Here is a 21,046-nt window from a genome sequence, read left to right on the forward strand (position 1 = left end):
GCCGCGCAATGCGCAGAAGTGATCGCGCCCTCCGGGCGGCAATCAACTCGGCGGTTAGAAGTTCACTTTGTACTTCTCGGTGAGATTCTTGCGCACTGTCTCGGTGTTCTTTTGCAGCTCGGCTAGCGTTGATTGCGCTTCCTGACGCATCTTGTCGACGGCTGCGGAGTCCTTTTGCAGCGCCTGGTTGTATGCGTTGTTGTCGTAGGTGGCACTGTAATATGGGGCGTACTGCCGCATAAAATAGCCGCCGTAGTTCACCGTATTGAACGTGGGAACATAGGCCTCCTGATAGGTCACTGGTTGCTCGGGCTGTTGCATCGTGGCGAGCTTGTCTTCAATGCCGTAGGCCTGGTCGACCACATAGCGGAACGTCTGCGACGTGTACGCGCCGAACTTAACCAGATCAGGGTCGACGTTGCGCTTCGGCAAATTGTCGATTCGACGAGCAAAATTCTCCAGCCAGAGCGCAGCCTGCTGGATCGAATCGGCCCGGTTGAGATTCTTGGAATCTTCGATGTACTTGTCGACGGCCTTGAAGTAGTGGAGCGACGCCTTTGCGGCGAGTTGCTCCTCGGTCAACGGCGGCGCTTTTGTCGCAGGGGGGGCGGGCGGCGTCTTGGCGGTCAGCGTCGCGTCGTCGTTGCCGACTACCGACGCATCGATCGAGAGCAAGCTGAAGACCCGGCGCAGCCCCGACGCAGTTAATTCCCCCTCCAGCGAGAGGCTTTTGCCCTGGGCCTGGGCTTTCCAGTCATTGAACTCCGGGAGCATGGCGCCGGCGCCGCCGACGATCGCCAAGACGAGTTGTTTGGCTACTGGAGCGAGCGACGACGCATCGTCGGCAAAATCGAACTGCAATTTGCCATTGAGCTTGTCATTGACCACGACGCCGAATTTTACGCCTTGCAGACCGGCAAAGAGCTTTGCGGTTGCGGCCTGATCCAGCGGATCGAGCAGCTTCGAGGCAGCCACTTGAGAACGGATGGCATCTGTCCGCAGCGCGCCTGCGAGATCGACGGCGAGGATCATTTGGGTCCCCGCGGTGTCGGCGTAGCTGACAGACTGTTCCAGGTAAGCCGAGAGGGGCACCTCGGCCTTGTCGGTGGCAGCGGCAATCCAGCGGGTTGCTTCCTGGCGGTTGGCCTCGGTCAGCAGGCCGAAGATTTTCGGCGCAAACTTGACGATGCAGATGTCGGGCGGCAGCCAGACGGCCGGAACGCTGCCGATATCGTCGACAAGGCCATGATGGCGCGCGGCGACTTGTTGCACCGTCGGATCGACCGACAGCGTCATGACCGCCGCTTCCCACTGCGGGCGAAGCGAGGCGATGTCCAGTTCCGCCGCGAGCACCGCCCGCTCTGTTCCCGGCGGCAGCATGAGCGGCGATGACTCGGCCGAGTCGGCGAACTTGGCCCGCCAGTCTTCTTTTTTGCCCAATGGGCTGTCGTACAGCGAAGCGGCGTTGACGACGATGGCGGCGTTGGCGTTGGCGGGCAATCTTCGGCTAAGTTGCACGAACGTTTGCGCCTGAGCAAGTTCAACCGCCGGCGATAGCGAGGCGAGAGTGAGGAGCAAGGCGAGGCGGCGCGAAAAGATCATCAAACTGTTCTCCGGATGCCTCGCGAAAGGCGTCGTGTGAGTGAATCAAGCTGTAGGACTATCGTAGCGTATTTTGGAGCCCAATCCGCCGCGGGATCGTCGCGGCGCCGGCCGGTGCACACCTTCTAGCACTACGTTTGTCCCGGTGGCGAGGCCGCTGCGACGGCGAGGCCGTTTAACGCTCTAATCTGCGGAGTCTTCCGGGACGTCGCCCATGCTTTCCTCGCATGGGTATGGGGCCGGCTCGCTACGGAGCTCGCTGATCGCGTTATGGGCGGCCCGTTGTTCCGACTCTTTCTTGCTCTTGCCCCAGGCGGCGGTGAAGCGGCGGGAGCCGATCTGCGCGGAGACTTTGAAACACTTGCTGTGATCCGGGCCTTTTTCGTCGAGCATCACATAATTTGGCGTCACGCCGAATTCGCGCTGGGCGAGTTGCTGCAAAAGCGACTTGAAGTTGCCGCCAAATTCGCACGAGACGGCGGCTTCGATCTCGCCATCGACATACCGCAGGATGAACTGCTCCGCTGCTGACATTCCCCCGTCAAGGTAAATCGCGGCAATGAGCGACTCGAACGCGGCGGCGAGCACGGAACGCGGGACCGTCGGATCGGCTGCCATTCCTTTGCCGAGAATGAGATGCTGTTCGAGGCCGATCGCCTCGCTCATCCGAGCGCAGGTATCGCGGCTAACGACGACCGACTTAATCTTGGTGAGCTCGCCTTCGGAATACTCCGGGTACTGCTGAAACAGTCGCTCGCACACGACCATCCCCAGAATGGCGTCGCCGAAGAACTCCATCCGCTCATTGGAGGAGAGCCGATGCTGCACGCCCGAGGCGTGGGTGAGTGCGCCTTCCAACAGCTGTAGCTCGCGAAACGCGTAGCCGATTTGCTGTTGGCATAGTTCGAGATCGCCGCGGCGCAGATCGCTGGCGTCTGACACAATATTTGTACTCATCGCAATCGCATATTGCGGAGGCTTCGCTGACGCAGCCTGACGGGGTTGAAACCCCGGCGACTGCAGCGGCAGAGCCCTCGCGGAGGATAAGGATTGGTGCGGGAGAGAACGCCCCTCGCCGACCCATCCGTGAAATCCGGCCGAGAACCAAGTTGTAGGCTAAACTGGCCGGGCTAATACGTCAACGACAGGAGGCGTAGGTAAGGGATCAGGAAACCCCCGTTGCCACGCCTGCCGGTAGGAGCGGTCGTAGCGTACACTTACTCGGCTCCAATTCGCCCGCCGACCACCGCTATCGACATGATCAACACCCTCCTACTCCCCGAGCTCCGGGAAATGCTCGCTGCGGACGACCGCGCCGGGTTGGAGGACTTCTGCGCGGCGATGCATCCTGCCCGGGCTGCCGAGTTCATGCAGGGCCTGACGCCCGCTGAAACCTGGGCCGTGCTGCAGGCCGCTGAGCCGGCGGAGCGGGTCGAGATATTCGAGTACCTCGATGAAGCGCGGCAGGTAGAAATTCTCGAAACGGCCGCCCCCGAAGAGACGAGCCAGGTTATCGCTAACATGGCGCCCGACGACCGCGTCGACTTGCTGAAGCTTGTCGACCCGGCGGCCGTCGAACGCCTGCTGCCGCTTGTTCCGACCGAAGAACGTCGCGACATTAATCGCCTCAGTCTCTATCCGGAGGGGACGGCCGGCTCGCTGATGACGACCAACGTCGCGCGACTTTCGGAGTCGGTGACGGTGGGCGACGCGTTGAAGGAGATTGCCCTTCAGACCCAAAATCACGAAACAATTTACTACATCTACGTCGTCGATGGCGAAAACCATCTTCGCGGCCTGATCACCGCTCGCCAGTTGCTGATGCACTTGGGGACGCCGGACGAGCTGGTCACCGATCTGATGCAGCGCGACCTCGTCACGGTCGAAGCGACCGACGATCAGGAAGCAGTCGCGTCGAAGGTGGCAGACTACAATTTCATGGCGATCCCGGTGGTGGACCATGAGCACCATCTGGTTGGCATCATTACGCACGACGACGTCATTGACGTCTTGCGGGAAGAGGCCGAGGAAGATGCCTATCGCGCGGGCGCAATTGCCCCGTTGGAGGAGAGTTATCTTAGCACTCCCATCCATACGTTATCGTGGAAGCGCGGCATGTGGCTCAGCGCATTGTTGGCGGCGTCGTTTCTGACCGTCTTCGCTCTCAAGTCGTTCAATAAAACGTTGGACGCGGTCGGGTGGCTGGCGCTCTTTTTACCGCTGATTGTGTCGTGCGGCGGAAATTCGGGAGGTCAGTCGGCGACGTTGGTGATTACCGCGTTGACGAGCGGCGATCTGACGATCAAGGACTGGTGGCGCGTGCTGCGGCGCGAACTCTCGATGGGATTGCTGCTTGGAGCGTGGCTCGGCAGCATTGCATACGTCGGGGCGCTGCTGGTCGTTGACGAGCCGACGGCCGGTGAGTTGCTTGTCATTCCGATCACGCTGCTCTTGGTCGTCACCTGCAGTACGATCGTCGGGGGCGCCTTGCCGCTAATCTTCCGGCGGTTGGGACTCGATCCGGCGCTCATGAGCAACCCGTTTGTCGCGGGCATCATCGACATCACTGGAATTCTGATTTACCTGACCGTATGCATCACGCTGCTGGAAGGCATTTAAAGTAGACGGCGCGGCGTTCTCGACGTCCCTCAAACGTCGAGCACCGGCTGACCTACATACAGCTGCAGCACCTGACTCTGGACCTTGATTGCCCGAATCAGCACCCAGACCTGTTCTTGAGAGAATTTCTCGGGGTCTGAGCCGGCCAGTTCTTCCAGTTCCTGCGTCATCGCCGCATGCTGGTCAGTGGCCAGTTGGAGCTTCAGCGACGTCTGCTGGCAAGCGGCTTTCAATCGATCGTCACTGTCAAGCGACATGAGCTCGGAGTGGTGGTTAGCCAGCAGCAAACAGATACGGGCGACGTCTTGTGCGGACGCACCCGGTTCCAATAGTTTCACGCGGCGAGCTAATTCGTGGCAGGTCATGGCGCAAATTCTCCTAGGCCGGAAGGGGCGTCGAGAAGAGGCGGACGGGCGGCGGTTCATAAATGCTCTGGGGAACCTTACGTCACGAACCCGCGGTCCTTCGGGAGGGTCTCTGGCGACATGCCCTGCGTAGGGGCCGACGGACGCATCGCGCCGGTTATGCGACGCTCGCCGCCGCTGGACAATGGCCCTGTTGCCCCCGTACAACGGGCGATGTCCCGCCCCGGCGACGGCCAGCCATCGTCCGTTGCGTTTCCGAAACATCATGTCGGGCATGCCGTTTTCGAACCGAAGTGCGGCAATTTTAGGCGCCCGGCGCCCGCGGCGCCCTCCGTTATCCTGCGATTGAGAACCCCCATGGCACTCCTCGGCGTCAACATCGATCATGTGGCCACCGTGCGCGAAGCTCGCAAGACGAATGAGCCCGATCCCGTTTGGGCGGCGTCGCTGGCCGAACTAGGGGGTGCCGACGGTATTACGCTTCATCTGCGCGAGGACCGCCGCCACATTCAGGAACGCGACCTCCACTTGCTGAGCCAGACCGTGACCGTGAAGCTCAATCTGGAAGTGGCCTGCGACGACGAGGTGGTCAAGATTGCCTGCGCGGCGAAGCCATTCCAGGCCACGCTGGTTCCCGAACGTCGCGAGGAGGTGACGACGGAGGGGGGGCTCGACGTCGTCGGACAGAAGGCCCGTGTTGGCGACGCCATCAAGCGACTCCGCGATGCGGGCGTCGTGGTGAGCTTGTTTCTCGATCCTGATCCAAAGCAAATCGACGCCGGCGTTGCGCTCGGCGCCGAAGCGGTTGAACTGCATACAGGCGCCTATGCGCATGCAACCGCGAAGTTCGCCGGTGAAGCCGAACTCGCCTCCCTGATCGCCGCTTCCAAGCACGTCGTCGACGCCGGACTGACGCTCCACTCGGGCCACGGCCTCACCTACCGGAACGTGAAACCAGTGGCGGCTATACCGCAGATGTGCGAGCTAAACATCGGGCATAGCATCATCGCCCGCGCGATCATGGTCGGGCTGGAGCAGGCGGTGAGGGACATGAAGCGCCTGATTGATTCCTGTCGCGACTGATTCGCGCAATAGATCGGCTCCGCTGCGCATTTGGCCTCGCTCCCGAGCTCGACTAAACAGTGGTCTCGCGCGGTTGACGGTTTGCGGGGGTCCGCTTTCTCGGAGCGCGGCACGTTGTCGTTGTTCCGTATCGTTGTTCCGCGTCGAGCCGCAAGGCATAATGACTGGAATCGGTGGATCGCGTCTCGAACACCTCTAATGATTTGACTTCCTGTTGAGAAAGTGAGCGAGTGATGCCCTTGGTGACTGCGTTTTGGCGGAAATCTGTCGTTGCTCTAGCGACGATCGGCTTTTTGGCGTCTCCTGTCGTCGATGCAGCCCAAGTTGGCGTGTGGAACTTTAACAATTCGCTCAGCAACGCCATCGGCGGGAAATCGTCCCTCGCGGTGGCCGGAGGATGGACGCCGTCGTACGTTAGCGAAACCATCGCGGGCTCGCCGGCGACCGTGCTCTCGTTCCCGCAGTTCGCGCCTGGCGAATCGATCGACATGCCGAACGACGCCAACACGAACGGTCCAGGAGGCACGCCGACGCGTAATCAATGGTCGATTGTAATGGACGTTAAGTTTCCCGTCCTCAACTCGTTCACGGCGTTATGGGAGACAGGAACAATCGGCGGAAGCGACGGCGACTACTTCATCAACGGCTCGGGCGGCGTCGGTATTGCCGCGCAGTACGGCGGGTTCATCCCGGCGGATACCTGGACACGACTCGCCGTCACGGTCGATACGGTCACCAACCCCAACGAATACACCATCAATGGATACATCGACGGTTCCTATGTGGCGACTGCGGTCACCGGAGTCGCCCCGGGAGGTCGCCAGGCGGTGCGATCGTTCCTTCACCTATTTGCCGACGAAGACGGCGAAACGTCTGCGGGATTGGTTAATAGCGTTGCCTTCTACGGCTCGGTCCTGAGCGATAGCGACGTAAGCGCACTTGGCGGGCCGACGGCCGCGGGAATTGCATCGTCGCCCAATCAAGCGGGACTGTGGAATCTCAACAACGGCTTGAATAACTCCATCGCCGGCAAGGCGGCGATGGCAGCCATCGGCGGGTGGACGCCGACCTATTTGAACGACACCATCGCCGGCTCCCCTGCCACAGTGCTCTCATTCCCGGCGTTCACGAATACCCAGTCGCTCGACATGCCGAACCAGGCCATCCCGGACGACACGGGAATACCGACCACAACTAATTTGTGGTCGATTGTCATGGATGTGAAGTTTCCCACCCTGGGCGGATTCACTTCGCTCTTCAACTCCGATTCACTCGCCGCGGCTGATGGCGAATATTTCATCCGCGACGATTCCGGCGCGGGCCTTTTTGGCAGTCTCGGAATTTCGGCGCAGTATGCGGGCGTGGTCGAGGCCGACAAGTGGACGCGCATCGCGGTGACGATCGACGGCGCCGGCGGGCAATATACCGTTAAAGGCTATGTCGACGGCGCTTTGGCAAGCACTTCGACGACTGGTACGGCGCCGAATGGCCGAGAGGCGATCATCGATATTTTGCATCTCTTCGGCGACGAGGATGGCGAAACGTCTGCCGGATTGATCAATAGCTTGGCCTACTACGATGAAGTGCTCACTGCCGATGCGATTGCCGCTCTGGGCGCAGCCTCGGCGACCGGCATCCCCGTGGCCACGGCGAGTGACGCCGACTTCGACAATAACGGCGTCGTCGACGGCGCCGATTTCCTTCTGTGGCAGCGCGGGTTCGGGACGAACGGGACGAACGCCCAAGGCGATGCCGATGGCAACGGCCTGATCAACGCGGCTGACCTGGCGATTTGGAAGTCGAAGTTCGGCGGGGCGCCCTCGGTGGCGGCGGTCGGCTCGGTGCCGGAGCCGGCGGCGTGGGCGCTGGCCGCGGTGGCGGCGGCTGTTGCCGTCAGTTCGCGCAGACGGCGGCAAGCCTTCGCCTAGGCGCGTGCTGCAGGCGATCTCAAGCTGTAAAGTCTCAGTCGGCCGGTTTGACTCCGGGGGCGCCGCCGCCGGGAGTGCTGCGCGCAGCGGTCTATCAAGCCGCATTGCAGAAAGCTACTCCCCCAAGGATGATGGTGAATCCTGTCCAGCGTGACGTGACGCAACGAGCGCAGCATTGGACAGATTGACCATCGACTGCTCTGAGTGATGTCGCAATTCAGTCCGGCCCGCGCCCACTCGTCAGCGAGAGGCGCCAACGCTGATCCTTCGCTTCCGCGCTGGAAGCGGCGGCTCTACACGCTTGTGCCGGCGCTTGATTCGCTGCGCACGTACAAGCCAGACACCTTTCGCCGCGATCTCTTCGCGGGCGTCACCGTGGCTGCGGTCGCCGTCCCGCAGGCGATGGCGTACGCCAGCATCTTTGGGATGCCGGTGCAGTATGGACTGTATACCGCCATCGTGATGACGGCAGTCGGGGCGCTGCTCGACTCGTCGAAGCAACTGATCAATGGCCCGACGAACGCGATCTCGATCGCGATGCTTAGTGCGCTGGCGTTCGTGCCGGCCGATCAGCGCATCTCCGCGGCCATCCTGATGGCGACCCTGATTGGATTGTTCCAGACGGGCATCACGCTGCTGCGGCTCGGCGATCTGTCGCGGTTCATTTCGCATGCTGTGATCGTGGGGTTTACTGCCGGCGCGTCGGTGCTGCTGGTGCTCGACCAACTCAAGAACGTGCTCGGCCTGAAAGCCCAAGGCGAACATCACGATCACTTCGTGAAGCGGTTCGTAATGACGCTCTATTATGGCGGGCCGGTCCATTTGCCGACGTTGTACGTCGCTCTCGGCACGATCGCCGTTGCGCTCGGCCTGCGTTGGATTAACCGCCGCTTTCGTTGGGCGCTGCCGGAATTGTTGCTGGCAATTGCCGCGGCGGCGTTCGCCGTTTGGCACTGGGATTTGGCTGCGGAGGGGGTGAAACTCATCGACAAGGTTCCGCGGACGTTGCCGCGGTTTCAGGCGCCCTCCTGGGACTGGTCGCTCGTGCGAGAATTAGCGCCCAGCGCCGCTGCCGTCGGCATGCTGGGCCTGCTAGAAGCGATCGCCATGGCCAAGAGCATCGCCGCCAAGACGGGCCAAAAACTTGACATCAACCAGCAGTGCCTCAGCGAAGGGGTCGCCAACCTTGCGGGCAGTTTCTTTCAATGCTTTCCAGGCTCAGGGTCGTTGACCCGTTCCTACATCAATCACCAGGCGGGCGCCGCCACGCAATGGTCCGGCGTGATCTGCGCCGCAATGGTCGCCCTCACCATCCTGGCATTTGCGCCGCTGGCTCAGTTCATTCCGAAGGCAGCGCTTGCTGGCGTCCTGATGGTGACCGCGACGAGAATGGTCGACGTCGTCGGAATCCGCTACCACTGCCGCGCCACCCGTTTCGACGCTGCCATCGTGGCGGCCACGGCGCTCTCCGCCGTGCTGGTATCGGTAGAGTTTTGCATCCTGGTTGGTACGATTCTTTCATTTCTGATGTATGTGCCGCGGGCCGCCCGCGTCGAAATGAACGAGTTAGTCATCGCCGAGGGCCATCGCATTCGGGAACGAAATGCCGCCGATGTGCCATGCGATCGGATGCGCATATTCAATTTCGAGGGAGAGCTCTTTTTCGGCTCTTCCCCGGAGTTCGAGTCGCACCTGGAGCGGGTTGAAGAGGAAATCGACGACGGGCTCCGCATTCTCATTCTGCGCGTCAAGTATCTCCGCAATCCCGACGCCGTATGCATGCACCTGCTTGACGACTTTATTGCGCGAACCGAATCTCGCGGCATTGTCGTCGTCCTCGCCGGGGTGCGCGGCGGATTCTACCACACGCTGGAGAAGGTGGGTATTGTCGATCGCTTGGGAGATCAGCGAGTTTTCCGCGAGGGATCGCAACTGTGGACGAGCACTGCGGCTGCCGTCGAATGGGCTCATGCGGAGCTCCGCGACGACCTCTGCGCATCGTGCCCCCAGCGCGATCGAGACGCGAGCGCGAACAAAGAATGGCACTTCACGATCTAGCGGACCTCGCTCGACGCCGCGTGAGGGGCCCCCGGCATCGCGATGAAAGGACTAGCCTGCCTCCGGCCAGATTGCTCGCACCGCGCAAACTGTCTAGCAGCTCGGGCTAACCGCGAATCGATTCCACGCACCTCTCCGCAACCCAATCGGGCAAGCCGTGCGCCTCGCTAAACCGTTGCACATAGGATTCAATCTCGCGGATGCGCGGCGGGAAGATGTCTCCCTGAACCAAAACATCCGCGCCGGGGTCAGCGTCAATATAGATTAGCGTGCGGCCATCGTCGTGGCGACGAACGATGAGCTTTTCGGCGACGTAGCCGCCGGTGCGGACGCTGGTCCGGCAGGCCGACCCGATTTCGGGCCAATCGGCAGGGTCAAGCTCGATTTTCAGCCCGCTCGACAGCCGGATGGTCATGATCCTTGACACCATACTCCACTCCCCCTGCATGTGAGGCTCGAGGGTGATCCAGAAGAGATTGACATTCTATCAAGCTCGCCCGCGCGTCCAAACCAATTCGCGAAAACACTGCCGAAAACCTGACGTCGAATGATTCGCGATCCCGGAAATGTGCTGGTGTCAAGCAGACCGCAGGGTGCGTGCATTGCTTCCGGTGGTTTGACCTCGTCAGGGCGATCAACGGCTGATATGGTCACTCGTTCTATGTGCTGCGCGCCGGTAGGACGCGACAATCGGAGCTGACCGGTACAATCGACGACTCAGGCAGCGCGCCCTGCGCGACTGGCCTTGAGACCAGTCGGCAACGCGCAATTCATCAAGTGAATGCAGCTAGGAGCGAGGAGAGGGATGACGGAGACGGAGGGAGTTCAGGAACAGGTATCGTTGGGACAGATTCTCGCGCGGCAACTCCCGCCGCTCGATGCTCAATCGGCTGCGTCAGCTCCTCCAGTGGCTGGCGCCGCTACCCGTGCCATGAAGTGGCTCGGCGACGAGATCGGCAAACTGCTGGATGTGGCGAAGGGCGGCGATTGCGACGCTTTTCTCGCCGCATTCGAAGACGTCCGGCGGCGAGCCCGCGCTCTTGAGCCGGTAGTGCAGCAACTTCGCCCGCGGTGGGCGGCGTCGAGCTCTGCCGCAGCCGACGTCGGTGATGGCGGCGAAGCGGTCGGCCATCTGGCTCACTACCAATGGTGTCGACAAGTGATTCTTACCGTCTGGGCCGCGGCGATGCCGAAAAAGCTTAAGGCGGCGATGGCCGCGAGCCACGGCGCGCTTGTCGATTTCGACGTCGCTCCGCTCAAGGCCCACTGGCCAAGCGTGCGGTCAGCGCTCGATGCTCTCCCTGAGGTTGATGCGACGAAGTTCCATGCCGCCATGGACGCGGAGTTGCGAACGATGACGAACGCGCCAACGGTCGCTCCGGTTGCCAAGCCCAAGCCGGGTGAGATTCCTAAGGAACACCTCAGTCGTCCCATCGGCAAGGCGGAAGCGGCAAAACTCCACTGCGGGTCGACGGTGCCGGATCCCGCGGCCTACTTTCGCGAGCTCGTCGAACAAAAGTTGATGAAGCCGCCGATCGTGAACGGCCGCAGCTTGCAGTTCGACGTCCGCGATTTTCCGGCGAGCAAGCGCGAGTCGATGCGATAAGGCGCCGAAGGTGGTACACGGTTTGCCCCCTGAGGCCGCATGAGCAAGCCGCAAAACACTCCAACGTCGGTCGCTGCCGAGCGGCTTCCAGAGCTCGCCCCTGAACTCGAACTTCTCGCCGCTTGGATGGACGGAGTCTTTCGCGTTCCATTCGTCGGCTGGCGCTTCGGGCTCGACGCGATTCTGGGCCTGTTGCCGGGCGTTGGCGACACGGCTTCGTCCGTGGCATCGCTCTACATCCTGAGCGCCGCTCATCGCTACGGCGTGACGCGGGCAACGCTGCTGCGGATGGCCCTCAATGTGGTGCTCGACACGGTTGTCGGCGCGCTACCGCTAGTGGGAGACGTTTTCGACGTCTATTGGAAGTCGAATCAGCGAAACGTGGTGATTCTAAAGCGGCACATGCTCGCCGCTCAATCTGAACAAGGAAAGCTGCAGCGGACCGACCGATGGTTCGTTGTGCTGTTGATCTGCCTGTTAGCCATGTTGATGATCGGCAGCATTGTCGTCGCAGCGATGTTGGTCACATGGCTTCTTGCCGCAATCTCAAATTTCCTCCGCGGCTAACGCCGTTGTTCGCGGTCGGCGCCCGATTGCATGCCAGCCCCCGTCGTCGTATCATTTCCCCCCACGGCGTATTTATGCGCCTTTCGTTAGTTGGCTTGCGCAAACTTAAGGAGAGTCCCGCTCGATGAGCACCAAAGGAGAAGCCTTCGCCGGCCTGTCGGTCGCGGTCGTCACGCCATTCAAGGGAGATGAGGTCGACTACGACGCCTTCCGTGCTCAGATCGAATTCCAGATCGATGCGGGAACCAACTGCATTTGCCCCGTAGGCACCACCGGCGAGTCGCCGACGCTAACTCACCCTGAACACGAACGGGTGATCAACTTCGTCTGTGAGACTGCCAATAAGCGGATCAAGGTGATGCCCGGCGTCGGCTCGAACAGCACCGCGGAGGCCCTTCGCCTGACCAAGGTCGCCGAGGCTGCCGGAGCCGATGCCGCGCTGCAAGTCGCGCCCTACTACAACAAACCGACGCAAGAAGGCTTCTATCAGCATTTTAAGCGGATTGCCGAAGAGTCGGGCCTGCCGCAGTGCATTTACAACATTCCGGGCCGCACCGGAAAAAACGTCGAGCCCGAAACGATCATCCGGCTGGCTGAACTGCAGAACGTGACGATGGTGAAGGAAGCGACGGGCTCGCTCGATCAGGCGTCGACGATTCTCGGCGCCACGAACCTCACCGTCCTCAGCGGCGACGATAGCCTGACGCTGCCGCTCATGTCTGTCGGCGCCCGTGGAGTTATCTCAGTCGTCGGCAACATCGTTCCTCGCGACATGATCGCTCTGTGCGATGCGGTGGACCGCGGCGATCTGGCCCAGGCCCTTCAGTGGCATCGCAAGTTGTTCCAGCTCTGCCGCGACATGCTGGGCCTCTCGACGAACCCGATCCCGCTGAAGGCCGCGATGAAGATGCTCGGCCGCGATACCGGCGAGATGCGCCTGCCAATGACGCCGCTGGAGCCGGGGCAAGAGGCATCCTTGCGGAAGACGCTGACGGCGTATGGGTTGCTTTAGGAAGCGCCGGCGCCGAGGATGGCCGCCTTGCAGCACACTGAGGTTCGCCAAAATGTGGCGGCCATTTAGCCGCGGGCGATAGCCCGCGCGTCCCCGCCGCGAGCGGCGGGGCTAAATGGGCGTGACGGTATGGGAGCCGTGATTATCGGGCTGGGTGATGCGCATCGCGCGGTCACGCCAAGTCATAGCAGCGCGCATCCGCGCGACGAGGTCGTTCGCCTGCGCTTCATCCGCCGCGAGCGCAAAAACGGTTGGCCCCCACGACGATTGCCCAACGCCGCGAGCGCCGAAACCGCGCAGCGTCTCGACGCACGCCGCGATTTCCGCGGAGGCGTACGGCCCGCCTTGCACGCTGGCGAAGCATTCGCCCGCAATCCGGCCGTACTCGAATAGAGCATCCCCGAAGGCGTCGACGTCGCCGTGTTCGGCGGCCGGCAAGATCGCCGCCGCGGCGAGTTGCTCGAGCCGAGCGGTGGCCGCGGCGGGGACGGGAGGAAGCTGGCTGAACGCATTCAGCTCGTGCTCGCCGCTCAGCCCCGCCGATTTCGCGGCCGTGACGAGCACCACCCGCCAAGCGTTTGGCGTCTCCACGCGTTTGGCGAGGCGACCGAGCGGCTCGTCAGGGTAACTGCCAAGTTCATACAGCAGCCCGCCCCGCAAAAAGCCGTGACAGCCGATCGCGCTGCGGCGGCCCCGGCCAACCATTTCGGCGAGTTCTTCGGCGTTTGCGTCGGGGAGGCCGCAGAGGGAGCGAACTCCGGCGGCGATGGCGAGAGCGAGCTGGGTGCCGCTGCCGAGGCCGTGGTGGGCGGGGATCGATTCGAGCACTTCGATCTTGAAGGCCTGGGGCGTTTGATGGGTCGCTCCGGCGGGGCATAGATCCGCGGCTACTTGCGTGGCCACGTAGTCCAGCGCTCGTCGTCCGTTTGAGACGGCACGATCGGCGTCGATGCCTGAGGCATGCCATTCATTCGATGCAGTCAGCCTTACCACGCACCGCGGTTCGGCGATCATCATCCCCAATCCGCCGAAGCTCGGTCCATCAGTTTGTTCGAAACGCAGGAGGCCGAAATGGAGCCGACTCGGCGTGGAGATCGTCACGCTCACTGTTGCTGCCCCGCTTGCTCGGCGGCGCGGGCGATATGCGCGCGGAGAAATGCCATCGCTCGTCGTTCCGCGGCGGCGCCCGTTTTGTCGACGGCAATCTGCAGGCGGTCGTACTCTGTGAGGATAGCCGATGGCCCGGTCAAGTGAATTCGCGTCGCCAGAATGGCCGCTTCGAGCACGGCATGCTTCGCACGATTGAAACCAAAAAACTCCCGCGGCGCGCCGCGATCGGCCACACGAGCGACAATGCTTGTCCGCTCCTCGGCGTCGTCGAGCGATTCGATCTCCAGCGCATACCACCGACAGGCATTGGCGAGAATCAGCGTATCGCCGCCCGGCGTCGCGACGAAGCGCGGGTGGGGGTCGGGCTGGCCAACGGCCGCTTGCGCTAAGAGCTCGACGTCGTCAGTCACATGAAACACCCCCCGCCCCGTCCGCTTGAGGTTCCGATACGTCGTCGACGTTTTGAACGGGCGTAGCCAGAGCCGATCGAGCGCATCATCGACGATCGGACCCATCGGCGAGACGTTGACGCTGCCATCGAAGTTCAGCGTCGTGACGATCCCCTCCAAGATGCGGCCGTCGGCGCCAAGCGTGGGCGGCGATAGTGGAGGTAGATCGGCAGGCATCGCTGACGCTGGCTAGAAGGTGAGCGGTTTCGCGGGAGGGGCGTAGGGCGGTGCGATCGGGCTGCGATTCTCACTAGCGGCCAGCTGCTGGACGTTACCGACCACGCTACAGCCGGCGAGGTGCAGGAAGTTGGCCAGCATCGCGTAGCCATGCTCCGTAAGCGCCGCCTCCGGGTGGAATTGTAACCCAAACAGCGGCGCGGTGACGTGCTGCAGGGCCATGATCGTGCCGTCGGCGGCGCGGGCGGTGACGCGCAGAAATGCCGGGAGCGTCGATTCCTCGATCGCCAGCGAATGGTACCGGCAGACCGTCATCGGCGAAGGCAGACCGCCGAATAGCCCCGAACCGTCGTGCTCGATGGACGAGGTTCGTCCATGCCGCGGTTCGAGCGCACGGGCAATGACGCCGCCGAAGGCGGCGCCGATCGCTTGATGACCGAGACAGACGCCCAGCACGGGAATGCTCTCATGGCACGCGCGAATGACGTCTACGGAGCAACCCGCCTCGGCCGGCGTGCAGGGGCCCGGCGAAATGACAATTGCTGCCGGTTCGAGCACGCGCATCTCCTCGACGCCCATCTCGTCATTACGAACAATGCATGTCTCCTGGCCCAATCGCACAAAATAGCGTGCGAGGTTGTGGACGAAGCTGTCGTAGTTGTCGATCAGCAAGATCATGCTACAAAATCGCCTTCAACATGCCGTGGGCCTTATGCCAGGTTTCGCGATATTCATCGTCAGGCTCGCTCTGCGCCACGATGCCGCCCCCTACCGGTAGCTGCCACCAACCTCGGCCGGCGGTGATCGTGCGAATAAGAATGCTCGCGTCCATCGTGCCGTCGAAGCCGAGATAAGCCAGCGAGCCGCAGTAAGGTCCGCGGGCTGTCGGCTCCAGCTCGGCGATGATTTCCATCGCGCGAACCTTGGGAGCGCCGGTGATCGACCCGCCGGGGAAGCTCGCCCGCAGCAGATCGAACGGCGAGCATTCCGGCCGCAGCTCGCCGCGCACCACCGACACCAAATGCTTCACGAAGGCGTAGGTTTCCAGACGGCAGAGCTGTTTGATGTGCACGCTCTCGGACGTGCAGACTCGCGACAGATCGTTTCGCATCAGGTCGACGATCATGACGTTCTCGGCGCGATCTTTTTCGCTGGCCGAGAGATCGTCGCCGGCAAACAGATCGGCCTCGGGCGTCTGCGAACGGCCGCGTGTCCCTTTAATCGGCCGCGTTTCAACCTGCCGGTCGCGCACCGTGAGGAAGCATTCCGGCGACGCGCTGCAGATTTGCCATGGGCCGAGATCGAAGTAGCCGGCGTAGGGGGCGGGGTTTCGCTCGCGCAACCGCAGATACAGATCGAGCGAGGTACTCGTCGCCGCGTGGAGCAACCGCTGGGCGAGGTTGACCTGGAAAATATCGCCGGCGTGGATGTACTCGACGCCGCGGCGAACCATGTCGCGGTACGCGGCGGCCGAGAGATTGCTGGTGACGCCAAGCATCGGCATCGGAAACTGCGGCGCGAGCTCTTTGAGCAGCGCGGAACTGCCGGTTCGACCAACCGGTTGAGCCGCCGTCGACGGGCTGCCGAACAGTAGTCGCTTGAACTCGGCCAAACGCGACTCCGCACGCTCGCGTCGAGCTGCCGGTTCGACCTCCGGCAACCCTTGGGAGATCAGCCACGCGCGGTGTTCCAGGTGATCAAACGCCGCGACGACGTCGTACGCCCCGACGGCCAGAGCGGGCGTTTGCAAGTCTTCAAATCTGGGGGCGGCAATGCGCTCCAGGCTGCGGTTGAGATCGTAGGAGAGGAGCCCTGCCAAGCCGCCTTGAAATGGCGGCAGATCGGCGTGCGCTGCGGAGTGGGGAACGAACTGCTTCCAGAGAGCTTCGACTGCGGCTAGGGCGTCGCTGCCGTCGGCCGGGCGCTCGATCCAAGCGAACGGATCGGCCGCAACGAACGAATAGCGTCCCAACCGAGGGTCGCGCGCGGCGGAATCGAAGAAAATGACATGCGGCAGCGCGGCGAGCCGTTCGAAAGCTGCAATCGCGGGCATGCCGCTGGGCAGCGGTTCGGCGAGGGGCAGGGGAGAGGAGGGCAAATTGCTCATGGCGCCCCTTTGGCGTCGTCCGGCGATTCATTTGGCTTTGCCTTCGCCGACGGCCGCTTGAGATAGTGCCGCGCTTCGGAGCGGGTGGCTAGTCCCCAGTCGAGCGATTCGTCCTGACGATAGGACTTGCCGAGCGTCAAGGCGGTGAGCGCCTTGCACATCTCGTAACCGAGATAGAAAGCGTGGCCGGGATCGAGATTTTTCGGGAGGCTGCCGTCGGGACCGGCCTGCCGCAGTTGTTCCATCACGACGAACGGATCGGCGTCGTGCAAATGGAGGCCAGGGCCGACGAGATGAACTTCGCCGGCTGTGGCGTAGATGCGGTAGTTGTTGTCGCGCACCTGCGTCGCGAGTTCGGCGATCGCAGCGACCGGCGTTTCCAGCACGTCGGCGTCACGCAGCATCACCAGCCGCGAGTCGAGATGTTTCGGCAGGACGCGATGAGTCACCGCGTGATGCATCACCCGGCGGGCGACGTCGCATTCGGCCACGCTAGTGCGCGCCCAGTTGATCACCTGCGTCGTGAGAACGCTGCGGACGCCGAGTTCCTGGCAAATGCCCAGCAGCACGGCGTTGACGCCGGCGGAGTCGACGTCGGTCAGTTCGGTGAGATTGCCGATCCCCATCATCATTTCGGCGTCGGGGTAGCGGCGGCGGATTTCAAAGTAGCGGCCCAGGCTAGCCGCGAAACCGAACCCAATCGGTTCAAGTATCGGATCGATCCTCAGCGGCACTCCATGCCGGGCCAGAAAGTCGACCGTTTCGTCAAGCCCTTCGAGCGTCGCCGGCACGTCGGGGGTGACGATCACTTCGGCGCCCCAGTCGAGCGCCGCCTCGCGATTCGAGCTGTTCACGCTGAGCACCAATTCGGCTCCCGCGTCCACCGCGGGTGCGATCTCCGCGGGATTGAGGCTATCGACGGAGACGCGATAGCCCTCGTCGCGGAGTGCTCGCACGACATGTTCCACGCCATTCCATGTGCCGCCGGGATCGCAGCCGACGTCGATGAAATCGGCGCCGTCGCTTGACAAGAGCGCCGCCTGTCGCAAGATCTCGGCGAGCGGCAGGCGTGGACAATGGTTGATCTCGGCAATAATCTCAACGTCGAAGGCCCCATAGTCGCTCGGCGGCGATTGACGTTTGAAATGGGCGTGCAGTTGCCGTAAGTCGCGCGGCCCCCGTTCGACCGGCGCGGGTGAGCTGACTGCCAGCGGCGACATATCCCCTTCGCAATAGCCCGGCACGATCACCCGCGTTGCTTTACTAGAAACATGCCAATGCTTGGCAATCCACTCGGGCGACATGAGCGCGGCAACGGTGATCGGCAGCACCTCGACGGTGTAGTCGAACCCGACGTCTGTCGCCAACGGCGCGACGACCGACTTGAGCGCATGCTCCGCCAAGCGGCCGGTGACGAAATGGATGTGATCGCGGGGCATGGCGACAGGGGCGTCTGATTGACGGATGACGAATGCGCGCGGGGCAGATAGATGATGACTGCGAAGGGGCCCGTTTAGCCGCGCGGCGCTAGCCCGCGTGTCCGCCGCGAGCGGGAGGAGCTAATTGGGCGTAATGGTGTAGTCCTGTTGCAAGGAATTCATAAGTGTTTTTGACAATTGACTATCAATGGCGACCGCCGTTGACCGCGATCGTCTGCCCGTTCACAAACGACGCCGCGTCCGACGCCAGAAACCGTGCGACACGGGCAATATCCTCAACCTCGCCCCAGCGGTTGAGGAGCGACTCGCCCTTAGCACGCTCCTGCCAGTAGTCCGACGCCTCCTCGCCCCACGCCGTGCGGATCCAGCCGGGGGCGATGCAGTTGACGCGCACCGCCGGCGCCAGCGACTTTGCGAGGCTGCGGGTGAAGTTCATTATCCCCCCCTTTGCCACGGCAAACATCTCGCCGCTGTCGCCCGCCATTCCCATCTCGGCCTGATCCCAGCCGATGTTGACGATCGACCCCTGCCCGCGCTCTTTCATGCGAGCGCCCACGGCGCGGCTAAGCTCGACCGTTCCCAGGACGTCGACTTCCCAAAGTCGATGGAGTTTGTCGTCGAACGACCAGTCGGCGGATTCGCCCGTCAACACGTCGACGCCGGCGTTATTCACCCACATGTCGATCGGCCGCTCTCGCCAGAGCCCGTGGACGAGGTCCCTACGGGAAGCCGCATCTGCGAGGTCGGTAACAACCGCGATTGCTTCGCGCTTGAACTGCCGGATGGCGGCGGCAACTTCGTCGGCGGCCTGCCGATCGCGGCCATGAACAACGACGTTGGATCCACCTGCCGCTAGCTCGAGGGCGATGGCTTTGCCGATTCCCCTGGTGCTGCCGGTGACGACGGCCCAGCGACCTTCCAGGCGATAGTCGGAATCAGGCATAGCGGCAAATTGCGGTCGCCGAAGGCGGCCCCAGAAAACGGGAGGGCGGGAACGGTGAAGCTATCCTTCGGTTGTAGTTTGGTCGCTGACCGGCCGCAACCGAAGGGTGTCGGCGGACGTATTAACGGTAGAACCGAAGCAATTTAGCAGAATCAAGGCACTTGCAACGTCGTTTCGCTCCAGGCGGGTCGACTTCAGTTGCCGCGGTAATTGGCCAACTTTAGGATTGATGGCGCCTCGGACGCCGCCGATGTTGATTCACGCCCGTTAGCCCTTAACCCCGCGAATGATCACGAGATGAGCTGCGTGGCCCGAGCTGAAAGAACGCCGATCGACGTGGCGACCGCAACGAATCGTGAGCGTCGACGACCGCAGCGCCTCGCTTTTCTTGTTGGCTGGTGGGCCTTACTGACAATCGCCACTGTCGTGATTTGGCTCACCGATCTTGCGCAAGACTACAAGAACGTCTCGCTACAGATTGCGTCGATGCTCGCCCTGGGAGGGCTTTCAATCTGGACGCTGCGCAGCAGCGGGTTGCCGTCGCCACGGCGCTGGTGGGCCGCTGCCTTGGTGTGGACCCCCGTGTGGGCGATCTCGCCCTTCGGACCGGTGCAGTTGATCAACAATGGCAATACCGGCGTCGCCGATTGGCGTTGGCGGTGGGCTCCTACCCACGACGAGACGCTGGAACGGGCCGTCGCCGCCTCGAGTGTGCTTCTTGATTGGAAGGAAACCGACCACGACTATCCACGGTTTCTCGGCAATGGCTACTGGGCCGAAGTGAAGGGCGTCGACATTGAGGCCGACTGGAACGCCCACCCGCCGAAGCTCCTCTGGACGCAACCAATCGGCGCCGGTTGGTCGGGCTTTGCGATCGTCGGCGACTACGCCGTTACGCAAGAGCAGCGCGGCGGTCAGGAGATGGTCGTCTGCTACGAATTGAAGTCTGGCAAAGTCGCCTGGTCGCACGCCGATGAGGCTCGTTGGGATCCCTCGGGTCCAGGCGCGCTTGGCGGCGTCGGACCTCGAGCGACCCCCACCATTCACAATGGCCGCGTCTATTCCCACGGCGCCACCGGCATTCTGAATTGCATCGATGCCAGCAAGGGCAAAGTAATTTGGACGCACGACACGCTGGCGGAGTTCGGCGCCGAGAATATCAGCTGGGGCAAGTCGGATTCGCCGCTAATCGTCGACGACAACGTCGTCATCAGCGTTGGCGGCCCCGACGAGAAATCGCTCGTTGCGTTCAAGCGCGAAACGGGCGAAGTCGCCTGGACCGCGGGCTCTCATCGTTCGTCGTATGCGTCGCCGGTGCTCGCCGACATTGGCGGCGTACGCCAGATTCTGGTCGTGAATGAGAATTTCCTCACCGCGCACGACGCGGCGACGGGCGCCGTCCTTTGGGAGCACCCCTGGGATGGCGACAGCAACGGCAACGCCTCGGCCTCACAACCGGTCCCCGTCGGAGGTGATCGCATCTTCCTTTCAAAAGGTTACGGCATTCAGTCGCAGCTACTGCAGGTGACGCGCATTGCACCCAACGCCGCTGCTTCAGAGAAAGCTGACGGCGATGCTGAGAAATGGTCGACTGAGGTCATTTGGTCGAAGCCAGTGCTCCGTACGAAATTCGGCAACGTCGTCATCCGCGACGGGGTCTTGTACGGGATCGACGACATCGACATGGATGCTGCCGATTTGGAGACGGGCAAGCGCTACTGGAAGAAGCGGCGCCGCCCTGATCTCGGCCACGGCCAAATCATGCTCGTCGGCGACAAGATACTCGTGATCAGCGAGTCGGGCGAGCTAGTGCTAATCGCCGCCGATTCTGACAAGTACCGCGAACTTGCCAAGCTGCAGGCGATCGAAGGAGTCACCTGGAACAACCCCGCCCTATCAGGCAAGTACCTGTTGGTTCGCAATGCCGAGGAAGCTGCTTGCTTCGAACTCCCCCTCGCCCCGACGCCAACTCTCTAGTTGC

Annotated in this window: 18 protein-coding genes; 8 read left to right on the forward strand and 10 right to left on the reverse strand. The window is 62.4% G+C overall.

Going from position 1 to position 21,046, the window contains the following annotated elements; genetic code table 11:
* Positions 1–54 precede the first annotated feature (54 nt).
* Positions 55–1,602, reverse strand: a complete 1,548-nt coding sequence (locus I41_RS14025) for a hypothetical protein (RefSeq protein ID WP_145433306.1) — start codon at positions 1,600–1,602, stop codon at positions 55–57.
* Between the two features lie 183 nt (positions 1,603–1,785).
* Positions 1,786–2,559, reverse strand: coding sequence for a ribonuclease III (gene rnc, locus I41_RS14030; RefSeq protein ID WP_145433307.1), 774 nt, complete (start codon positions 2,557–2,559; stop codon positions 1,786–1,788).
* Positions 2,560–2,859: 300 nt separating this feature from the next.
* On the opposite strand from rnc, the gene mgtE reads away from it, so the two are divergent.
* Positions 2,860–4,221, forward strand: a complete 1,362-nt coding sequence (gene mgtE, locus I41_RS14035) for a magnesium transporter (protein WP_145433309.1) — start codon at positions 2,860–2,862, stop codon at positions 4,219–4,221.
* 29 nt (positions 4,222–4,250) lie between these two features.
* Here the strand turns inward: mgtE and I41_RS14040 are convergent, their stop codons facing one another.
* Complete coding sequence (locus tag I41_RS14040) at positions 4,251–4,586, reverse strand: hypothetical protein (RefSeq protein WP_145433311.1); 336 nt, start codon at positions 4,584–4,586, stop codon at positions 4,251–4,253.
* Positions 4,587–4,943: 357 nt separating this feature from the next.
* Here I41_RS14040 and I41_RS14045 point away from each other — a divergent pair, with 357 nt between their 5' ends.
* The 3 genes from I41_RS14045 (at position 4,944) to I41_RS14055 (ending at position 9,655) form a co-directional block, all read left to right on the forward strand.
* Positions 4,944–5,669 carry a pyridoxine 5'-phosphate synthase gene (locus tag I41_RS14045; protein ID WP_145433313.1) on the forward strand — a complete coding sequence of 242 codons (726 nt, stop codon included), beginning with the start codon at positions 4,944–4,946 and terminating at the stop codon, positions 5,667–5,669.
* A gap of 233 nt (positions 5,670–5,902) precedes the next feature.
* Positions 5,903–7,597: a LamG-like jellyroll fold domain-containing protein gene (locus I41_RS14050; RefSeq protein WP_145433315.1), complete on the forward strand. Its 1,695-nt coding sequence runs from the start codon at positions 5,903–5,905 to the stop codon at positions 7,595–7,597.
* Between the two features lie 207 nt (positions 7,598–7,804).
* Complete coding sequence (locus I41_RS14055) at positions 7,805–9,655, forward strand: SulP family inorganic anion transporter (RefSeq protein WP_145433317.1); 1,851 nt, start codon at positions 7,805–7,807, stop codon at positions 9,653–9,655.
* Positions 9,656–9,761: 106 nt separating this feature from the next.
* Here I41_RS14055 and I41_RS14060 read toward each other — a convergent pair whose 3' ends face one another.
* On the reverse strand, positions 9,762–10,070 hold the full coding sequence (locus I41_RS14060; protein WP_145433319.1) for a hypothetical protein: 309 nt from the start codon (positions 10,068–10,070) through the stop codon (positions 9,762–9,764).
* A gap of 390 nt (positions 10,071–10,460) precedes the next feature.
* On the opposite strand from I41_RS14060, the gene I41_RS14065 reads away from it, so the two are divergent.
* The 3 genes from I41_RS14065 (at position 10,461) to dapA (ending at position 12,840) form a co-directional block, all read left to right on the forward strand.
* Complete coding sequence (locus I41_RS14065) at positions 10,461–11,261, forward strand: hypothetical protein (protein WP_145433321.1); 801 nt, start codon at positions 10,461–10,463, stop codon at positions 11,259–11,261.
* A 39-nt stretch (positions 11,262–11,300) separates the two neighbouring features.
* Entirely contained in the window at positions 11,301–11,828 is a 528-nt protein-coding gene (locus I41_RS14070) for a DUF4112 domain-containing protein (RefSeq protein ID WP_145433323.1), read from the forward strand.
* 124 nt (positions 11,829–11,952) lie between these two features.
* The gene (dapA, locus tag I41_RS14075; RefSeq protein ID WP_145433325.1) at positions 11,953–12,840 is read left to right on the forward strand and encodes a 4-hydroxy-tetrahydrodipicolinate synthase; all 888 of its coding nucleotides are present in this window, start codon (positions 11,953–11,955) and stop codon (positions 12,838–12,840) included.
* 111 nt (positions 12,841–12,951) lie between these two features.
* Here the strand turns inward: dapA and I41_RS14080 are convergent, their stop codons facing one another.
* The 6 genes from I41_RS14080 to I41_RS14105 form a co-directional block, all read right to left on the reverse strand.
* Positions 12,952–13,941, reverse strand: coding sequence for a beta-ribofuranosylaminobenzene 5'-phosphate synthase family protein (locus I41_RS14080; RefSeq protein WP_145433326.1), 990 nt, complete (start codon positions 13,939–13,941; stop codon positions 12,952–12,954).
* A 2-nt stretch (positions 13,942–13,943) separates the two neighbouring features.
* Positions 13,944–14,576 (reverse strand): DUF447 domain-containing protein, encoded by a 633-nt coding sequence (locus I41_RS14085; protein ID WP_145433329.1) that lies wholly within the window; start codon positions 14,574–14,576, stop codon positions 13,944–13,946.
* Positions 14,577–14,588: 12 nt separating this feature from the next.
* Positions 14,589–15,254 (reverse strand): anthranilate synthase component II, encoded by a 666-nt coding sequence (locus I41_RS14090; RefSeq protein WP_145433331.1) that lies wholly within the window; start codon positions 15,252–15,254, stop codon positions 14,589–14,591.
* Between the two features lies 1 nt (position 15,255).
* Entirely contained in the window at positions 15,256–16,683 is a 1,428-nt protein-coding gene (locus I41_RS14095) for an anthranilate synthase component I family protein (RefSeq protein ID WP_145433333.1), read from the reverse strand.
* Complete coding sequence (locus tag I41_RS14100) at positions 16,680–18,122, reverse strand: DUF6513 domain-containing protein (RefSeq protein WP_145433335.1); 1,443 nt, start codon at positions 18,120–18,122, stop codon at positions 16,680–16,682. The genes I41_RS14095 and I41_RS14100 overlap by 4 nt, the downstream gene beginning before the upstream one ends.
* A 184-nt stretch (positions 18,123–18,306) precedes the next feature.
* Complete coding sequence (locus tag I41_RS14105; RefSeq protein WP_145433337.1) at positions 18,307–19,065, reverse strand: SDR family NAD(P)-dependent oxidoreductase; 759 nt, start codon at positions 19,063–19,065, stop codon at positions 18,307–18,309.
* 297 nt (positions 19,066–19,362) lie between these two features.
* On the opposite strand from I41_RS14105, the gene I41_RS14110 reads away from it, so the two are divergent.
* Positions 19,363–21,042 carry an outer membrane protein assembly factor BamB family protein gene (locus I41_RS14110; protein WP_145433338.1) on the forward strand — a complete coding sequence of 560 codons (1,680 nt, stop codon included), beginning with the start codon at positions 19,363–19,365 and terminating at the stop codon, positions 21,040–21,042.
* Positions 21,043–21,046 lie beyond the last annotated feature (4 nt).

The sequence above is a fragment of the Lacipirellula limnantheis genome, assembly GCF_007746075.1.
Lineage (GTDB): Bacteria > Planctomycetota > Planctomycetia > Pirellulales > Lacipirellulaceae > Lacipirellula > Lacipirellula limnantheis.